Annotated in this window: 12 protein-coding genes; all 12 read left to right on the plus strand. The window is 46.1% G+C overall.

Features of this window, described 5'->3' with window-relative positions; all coding sequences use genetic code 11:
• The first annotated feature begins 322 nt into the window (after positions 1-322).
• The 12 genes from ABD915_RS08745 (at position 323) to ABD915_RS08800 (ending at position 5,696) form a co-directional block, all read left to right on the plus strand.
• A complete protein-coding gene (locus tag ABD915_RS08745; protein ID WP_345117445.1) occupies positions 323-1,354 on the plus strand; it encodes an AAA family ATPase in 1,032 nt (343 codons plus the stop codon).
• Positions 1,351-1,614 (plus strand): hypothetical protein, encoded by a 264-nt coding sequence (locus ABD915_RS08750; RefSeq protein ID WP_345117447.1) that lies wholly within the window; start codon positions 1,351-1,353, stop codon positions 1,612-1,614. Before ABD915_RS08745 ends, ABD915_RS08750 begins: the two co-directional genes overlap by 4 nt.
• Complete coding sequence (locus ABD915_RS08755) at positions 1,614-1,892, plus strand: hypothetical protein (RefSeq protein ID WP_345117465.1); 279 nt, start codon at positions 1,614-1,616, stop codon at positions 1,890-1,892. Before ABD915_RS08750 ends, ABD915_RS08755 begins: the two co-directional genes overlap by 1 nt.
• Positions 1,876-2,499 carry a DUF3164 family protein gene (locus tag ABD915_RS08760; RefSeq protein WP_345117467.1) on the plus strand — a complete coding sequence of 208 codons (624 nt, stop codon included), beginning with the start codon at positions 1,876-1,878 and terminating at the stop codon, positions 2,497-2,499. Before ABD915_RS08755 ends, ABD915_RS08760 begins: the two co-directional genes overlap by 17 nt.
• A gap of 8 nt (positions 2,500-2,507) precedes the next feature.
• The gene (locus ABD915_RS08765) at positions 2,508-3,125 is read left to right on the plus strand and encodes a regulatory protein GemA (protein WP_345117449.1); all 618 of its coding nucleotides are present in this window, start codon (positions 2,508-2,510) and stop codon (positions 3,123-3,125) included.
• 6 nt (positions 3,126-3,131) lie between these two features.
• Positions 3,132-3,539, plus strand: a complete 408-nt coding sequence (locus ABD915_RS08770; protein ID WP_345117451.1) for a helix-turn-helix domain-containing protein — start codon at positions 3,132-3,134, stop codon at positions 3,537-3,539.
• A gap of 88 nt (positions 3,540-3,627) precedes the next feature.
• Entirely contained in the window at positions 3,628-4,209 is a 582-nt protein-coding gene (locus tag ABD915_RS08775) for a glycoside hydrolase family 19 protein (protein WP_345117453.1), read from the plus strand.
• Entirely contained in the window at positions 4,206-4,493 is a 288-nt protein-coding gene (locus ABD915_RS08780) for a hypothetical protein (protein WP_345117455.1), read from the plus strand. The genes ABD915_RS08775 and ABD915_RS08780 overlap by 4 nt, the downstream gene beginning before the upstream one ends.
• Positions 4,486-4,824, plus strand: coding sequence for a hypothetical protein (locus ABD915_RS08785; RefSeq protein WP_345117457.1), 339 nt, complete (start codon positions 4,486-4,488; stop codon positions 4,822-4,824). The genes ABD915_RS08780 and ABD915_RS08785 overlap by 8 nt, the downstream gene beginning before the upstream one ends.
• Before the next feature lie 46 nt (positions 4,825-4,870).
• Positions 4,871-5,032, plus strand: coding sequence for a hypothetical protein (locus ABD915_RS08790; protein WP_345117459.1), 162 nt, complete (start codon positions 4,871-4,873; stop codon positions 5,030-5,032).
• Positions 5,029-5,343 carry a DUF2730 family protein gene (locus tag ABD915_RS08795; RefSeq protein WP_345117461.1) on the plus strand — a complete coding sequence of 105 codons (315 nt, stop codon included), beginning with the start codon at positions 5,029-5,031 and terminating at the stop codon, positions 5,341-5,343. The genes ABD915_RS08790 and ABD915_RS08795 overlap by 4 nt, the downstream gene beginning before the upstream one ends.
• Complete coding sequence (locus ABD915_RS08800) at positions 5,340-5,696, plus strand: VpaChn25_0724 family phage protein (RefSeq protein ID WP_241436582.1); 357 nt, start codon at positions 5,340-5,342, stop codon at positions 5,694-5,696. The genes ABD915_RS08795 and ABD915_RS08800 overlap by 4 nt, the downstream gene beginning before the upstream one ends.
• Positions 5,697-5,796 lie beyond the last annotated feature (100 nt).

Here is a 5,796-nt window from a genome sequence, read left to right on the forward strand (position 1 = left end):
AAGAGTGCCTATAAGGGGGGCTGGTTTTGTATCGCGTACCAGCTTGAAGCGTTAACAAAGAAAGGGGGGAGGAGAAGTCTTAATCCATTTCAATATTTTAAATCAATACAATTAAGTTTTCAGGTGTTTTTGCCTTGATTTGAGCGCGGAGCCTTGAAGTTAGCAAGTTCCTCGATGTGTGAGAAAGAGAGGGGGATTTGTCAGGTTAGCCGTTTTAGTATCGCGTACGGCTTTAAATGTTCATTGAAGACAAAAGACAAGGGGCAAGATTTTAGCCCTTCCCCTTGTCGATGTCTAGATCAATACGAGAGGGAGATTATAGATGAAAAACGCGATAAATGCAACGGTCGATAAAAATCCTTGGGCGCGACCTAAAATCCAGCCCAATGGAACAGCCCAAAACCGCAACAGTGATGACATTGCTTTATGGAATGAGCTTGTGGATGCGGTGAGAGCTTTGGGGCAAATGAATGATTGGAGCAAGGCAGAGGTGGCGCGACGCATTGGCATGCCGGATGGGACGTTCTCGCAATGGTATGCGGGTAGTTATGCGGGGCAATTGGGCAAGCAAAATGCAAAGGTTCAACAATGGGTTGAGGTTTTAAAAGAGACGGCGGGGCTTTTGAAGAGGATCCCTGAGAAACCAGCCTTTCAGAGGAATCGAATTGCGGGTGAGATCATTGATACTTTAACACTGGCGCAAAGTACGGGGGATATGGTGATGATTACGCTTGATGCGGGCAGTGGCAAGACCGAAACCTGCCGCCATTACCGCGCGACCCGCCCGCATGTTTATCTGGTCACAGCAAGCCCGCATACACGCAGTGTTCACGGCATTTTGAATGATATGGCAGCAGAATTGGACGTGGTGGAATATAATCCTACCCGCTTAACCCGTGCTATTGGCAAGAGATTAGAGCGTGTGGGGGGTGGAACATTGTTGATCGTTGATGAGGCGCAAAATTTAACGGATGAGGCGATTAATCAGTTACGTCATTTTGTTGATATCAATGGTACGGGGCTTGCTTTGGTTGGCAATGATGAGATTTCGGGGCGCCTCGTTCACCGTCAAAATGGTCCCTCTTATGCACAAATTAAAAGCCGTTTGGCGATGCATCTGAAACGTCGCAAACCTTATAGTGAGGATATTGCGGCGCGCATTCACGATTGGGGGATTGAAGATGCTGGTGCGATAAAGTTTTTGACTGGTATTGGTTTGAAAGCTGGGGCTTTACGGCAGATTGATAAAACTATGATGTTGGCGCGCATGGCAGCGCTTGGTGATGGGAGTGAGGTGACGCTTAAACATGTCAAAGCCGCATGGAAAAACCGCAATGTGGAAGAATTGGCATGATGAGTTTAAGCCCTAAGGAATTATCCGATACGCTTGTTGGTCTTTATGATGATTATCAAAGTGGTTTGGATATTAGCGAAGAGCTTAAATTGTGTGTTGATTTGGCTTTATCGCTTGAATTGGAATTGAGTGTTCACCGTTTGGGGGAGGCGGATGCGATTTTGGAAGCGCAAGTTGCAGAAGTTTTGGCTGAGAGTGAAGGTTCTCACGCGGATAAGAGCAATCGTGTGATTTATATGGATTTTGGAGGCGGAAAATGATGGAACGGAACCCTTATATGGTGAGAGATTGCTTGATTGCTTTGCGCTCTGCCTTGTTAAAACATGAACTGGATGGGATTTTTTTAAGTGCGAAAGATGTTCGAGAATTGAATGATTATTTACGGCGCTTAGCGGGTTATAACCACATTTTAGGTCATGAGCTTATGCGGTGTCGTTGGCAATTGAAAGCGGGATACGACCCTTTATCGGGTGTTGTTTTGCCGTTTCGTCGTTTTCAAAAAACACAGGAGGAGGTTGATGATGAATCCACAAATTGAGCTTGAAGGCACGCGTTATATGAAGGATGCAAAAGGGGCATTGGTGCCGGTAAGCCTGATCCGTCCTGCGGATTTGTTAGAGGATGAAACGGTGCGCAAAATTATGGGTTTTGCGAAGGAGTTATCGGCAAGGATTGCGCGTTTTAATAGTCATACGATTGCGGATTTGAGTGATTTTGATAGCTTGCTTGCACAAGAATATGGTGTGGAGCGGCGTGGTAAAAAGGGCAATTGTACTTACACAAGTTTTGATGGTTTGCAACGTATTAAGGTGCAAGTGCAGGAGAGCTTTGATTTTGGACCACAATTGCAAATTGCCAAAAGCCTTCTTGATGAGTGCTTGAATGAGTGGTCTGCGGATGCGCGTCCTGAAATCCGTGCGATTATTACGCGTGCTTTTAATACGGATAAGGAAGGCAAGGTGAATCGGGGTGAAATTTTTATGCTGTTGCGCTTGGATATTAGTGATCCACGTTGGAGAGAAGCGATGCGGGCAATCCGTGAAGCCATTCGTGTGACGACCTCTAAGGAATATGTGCGTTTTTATGAACGAGACACATTAGAAAGCCCTTGGCGTGCGGTGACCCTTGATATGGCGAAGACGTGAGGGGAACCATGTCTTTAGCGGCACTTCATATGGGAAGGCGTGCTTTAGCACTTGATGATGAAACCTATCGGGCGATGCTTTATCGCCTGACAGGAAAATATTCGGCAAAAGATTTGAGTGTTTTAGAGAAGCGTTTAGTCGTCGATGAGATGCGCGCGTGTGGTTTTGAGCCGAAGAGACAAGTTTTAGAGGGCAAATATGCCAAAAAGCTTCAAGCTTTATGGATTGCAGGGTGGAATCTTGGCATTATTCGTGAGCGTTCAGATAAGGCGTTGCTAGCCTTTGTGAAGAGACAGACAGGAATTGATCATGTTCGTTTTTTACGCGATAGCGATGATGCGTGCAGAGCTATTGAGGCGTTGAAAAGCTGGTTGCAGCGTGAGGGTGGGGTTGACTGGAAAGGGAAAAAGATTCAAGATTTTAAGGGGGAAACCCCTAGTATTTCTATTTTGTGTGCCCAATGGAAGCGTTTGAATCCCGATGTTGTGTTTGATGGGGAAGCGTTTCATCAAAGTGTTATGGCATTAAGTGGTAAAGCTTTGGGGGAGATGAGTGGGGGCGATTTTATGCGCGTTATGAATGTTTGGGGGCGGGTCATCCGTAAAGGTGTTAAAAGCGAGGGGTAAGCATGCATGCACGAGGAAGTCTATAGCGATTTTCCTGCCTTATTGCGTGAAATAGCCGATGTTGCGGGCAGTGAGGCGGCATGGAATATGATGCGTGCTTTTGGCGGACGAGAAGTTTATATCCCTGGGCGTCTTGAGAATGCGGATTGGTTGATTGAAATTGTTGGGTTTGAAGAGGCACAGCAATTGATCAAGTATTTTTGTTTTAATGGTTCGGGTGTGCGCCTTCTTATCCCCCTTGGTAGAGATGCTGAACGGCGGCAAAAAATGATGCAAGCGCTGCAAAAGGGCTGGTCGGTGGATGCAGCGGCTGCGGTTTCTGGTATGCATGTGCGTACAGCCTATCGCTTAAAGAAGAGAATTTCTTTGCAAGAGCCCCAAGGTTTATTATTTCCAGAGTTTTATGAGTATTGAGAGTTTTGACTGACAGTGTCAGGCTTATATGGGGGGCGTGAGATTTCATAAACTGCGGATGAATTTTATTCATTGAGCGGTTTTTTTTATGATTTCAATAGATGCTTCTTTTCTTCATCAACTTGCGCCTAAACTGGCGCATCATGCGCGCCAAGATTATATTATTGTTGAGATGGCTCGTTTCTTGCCTAAAGCTTTATCTTATGGAGCACTCACGACGCGTTTGCGTATTGCACATTTTTTAAGCCAATGTGCTCATGAAAGTGATGGCTTTTTTACCCTTTGTGAATATGCCTCAGGGCGTGCTTATGAGGGACGGCGTGATTTAGGCAATGTCAACCCTGGTGATGGGGTACGCTTTAAGGGGCGTGGTTTGATCCAATTAACGGGGCGTAATAATTATCGCCGTTTTACACAGTTTTGGGGCTCAAGAGAGAGCCAAGCAGTTGATTGTGAGGCATTTCCAGAAGTGGTGGAACAATTTCCAGCAGCGCTTTGGTCTGCCATTTGGTTTTGGCAGATGAAAGACTTGAATAGGCTCGCCGATCAAGATGATGTCGTGAGGATTACCAAAGCGATTAATGGGGGAAAAAATGGACTTGTTCAGCGTTTGACCTATTTAAACCGCGCCAAAAAGCTTTTGGAGCTTTCATGCGAGGTGGAGGCATGAAACCGTCTTATCGGGGCTCTCGACGCTATTTGTGGTGGTCTTTTTGGTTTGCTTGGGGGGTTATTTTTTTGCTCATTTTGGGAGGTTTGTTTGGAGCACCCCATATTGTTGATATGGCGGGTATTTCTATTCCTTCAATGGTGGCGATTATTGTTGGGAATTTGGGGGTGCATCGCGGTTTTGGTTCTTTGGATTTTTCCAATAGCAAGCGTTTTAATAAGCGGCATACCAGTTCCTATGATGGCGGGGAGATAGCGCGGTGGGGGAATAAACGCAATGTCTAGCCTACTTTCAAAACTGTCTTTTGGGGTGCTTTTTTTTGCGCTTTTCCTTTTCACGTTGTTTGGTTGGATGAAGGGGCAAATTTTAAAAGCAGAAAAAGCGCGTGATGTGTATTGGCGCTTAGAGATAGCCAAGGTTTCTGCACGCGCACAGCTTGCGCAGGAGCGTCAGAGGCAAGCAGCGTTTGAAGCCGAGCATCAAGCGCAAGGGGTGATTTCGGCTCTGGAACAAAAGCTTATGAAAATGGAGGAGGCCAATGCAATATTGCCGATTACTGGCTGTGGTATTGGGCTTGAGCGTGTGCGCTTGCTCAACACCCAAGCCAAGGGATAGTTTTGCTTATCAGTTTTTATCGGTTGAATTGCCGCCTGTTGTTCGCATGGCGTGTGCTCGACCTTCTTTGTTGCCAGAGCGTGCTTTGAATGGGCAAGAGGTGGTGCGCTATTGGAGCCGTGATCGTGCTGCTTTATTGATTTGCGAACAGCGCAGAGGAGCTGCGGTTAAAGCAGTTTTAGGCAAGAGGGAGGGGGCTTTCAAGTGAATTTAGATATCAGTGTTGCGAATGGTTGGTTGTCTTTATTGTTATCGATTGTTGCGATTTGTGGGGTTTTGAGAGCCTATTTTTCTTCTGGCGCACGGGAAATGCTGAAAGACCTCGTTGTGCTTAAAGAGCGTGTACAAAAGTTAGAAACGGAGATGGATTTTTTGCCTGATCGTGATGCCATGCAAAGGTTGGAAGTGAATATAGAACGCTTAAATGGGCGCCTCAATACGTTTTCTGCGCAGTTGCAACCGGTGGCAGCGATAGGTGAGCGCTTGCAAGAGTTTTTGTTGGAGAATGCCAAGAAATGAAAGCAGATATGGATAAAATCATCCGTGAAGAAGCGCGGCTGATTATTTTAAAAGGGCTTGCTTGTGAGCGCAGCGAAACCTTATCGAGTGCGATGATTGAACGGCTTTTATACAGTTATGGTATCCGGCGTGATCGCGATTTTGTGCACAATGAACTGGCTTTTATGGAAGACCAAGGCGCTGTTACATTAAAATGTGTGGGATCTGTTTTGCTTGCGGCTTTAACAGAACGGGGAGCGCGTCATTTAGATCGGAGCTTTTCCATTGAGGGGATTAAGCGTCCCAAACGTTCATCAATAAAAGACGAGGTGAGGGATGCGCAAGGTCGGGCGTGGGCGCTTAACGGCGATTGATTTATTGCCACAAGCTTGTGATCAAATTATTGCAGAGGCGGCTGAAGCTTTAAATGGGCGTGAAAAGACGCAAAAAGCCATTTATGATGAATTTAAAGCG

This window comes from Bartonella jaculi (assembly GCF_039543045.1).
Taxonomy (GTDB): domain Bacteria; phylum Pseudomonadota; class Alphaproteobacteria; order Rhizobiales; family Rhizobiaceae; genus Bartonella; species Bartonella jaculi.

What these genes read in the sequence shown, in the direction of transcription:
- ABD915_RS08745 (WP_345117445.1), top strand. Translation starts at nt 323, where the DNA reads ATGAAAAACGCGATAAATGCAACGGTCGATAAAAATCCTTGGGCGCGA.
- ABD915_RS08750 (WP_345117447.1), top strand. Translation starts at nt 1,351, where the DNA reads ATGATGAGTTTAAGCCCTAAGGAATTATCCGATACGCTTGTTGGTCTT.
- ABD915_RS08755 (WP_345117465.1), top strand. Translation starts at nt 1,614, where the DNA reads ATGGAACGGAACCCTTATATGGTGAGAGATTGCTTGATTGCTTTGCGC.
- ABD915_RS08760 (WP_345117467.1), top strand. Translation starts at nt 1,876, where the DNA reads ATGAATCCACAAATTGAGCTTGAAGGCACGCGTTATATGAAGGATGCA.
- ABD915_RS08765 (WP_345117449.1), top strand. Translation starts at nt 2,508, where the DNA reads ATGTCTTTAGCGGCACTTCATATGGGAAGGCGTGCTTTAGCACTTGAT.
- ABD915_RS08770 (WP_345117451.1), top strand. Translation starts at nt 3,132, where the DNA reads ATGCACGAGGAAGTCTATAGCGATTTTCCTGCCTTATTGCGTGAAATA.
- ABD915_RS08775 (WP_345117453.1), top strand. Translation starts at nt 3,628, where the DNA reads ATGATTTCAATAGATGCTTCTTTTCTTCATCAACTTGCGCCTAAACTG.
- ABD915_RS08780 (WP_345117455.1), top strand. Translation starts at nt 4,206, where the DNA reads ATGAAACCGTCTTATCGGGGCTCTCGACGCTATTTGTGGTGGTCTTTT.
- ABD915_RS08785 (WP_345117457.1), top strand. Translation starts at nt 4,486, where the DNA reads ATGTCTAGCCTACTTTCAAAACTGTCTTTTGGGGTGCTTTTTTTTGCG.
- ABD915_RS08790 (WP_345117459.1), top strand. Translation starts at nt 4,871, where the DNA reads ATGGCGTGTGCTCGACCTTCTTTGTTGCCAGAGCGTGCTTTGAATGGG.
- ABD915_RS08800 (WP_241436582.1), top strand. Translation starts at nt 5,340, where the DNA reads ATGAAAGCAGATATGGATAAAATCATCCGTGAAGAAGCGCGGCTGATT.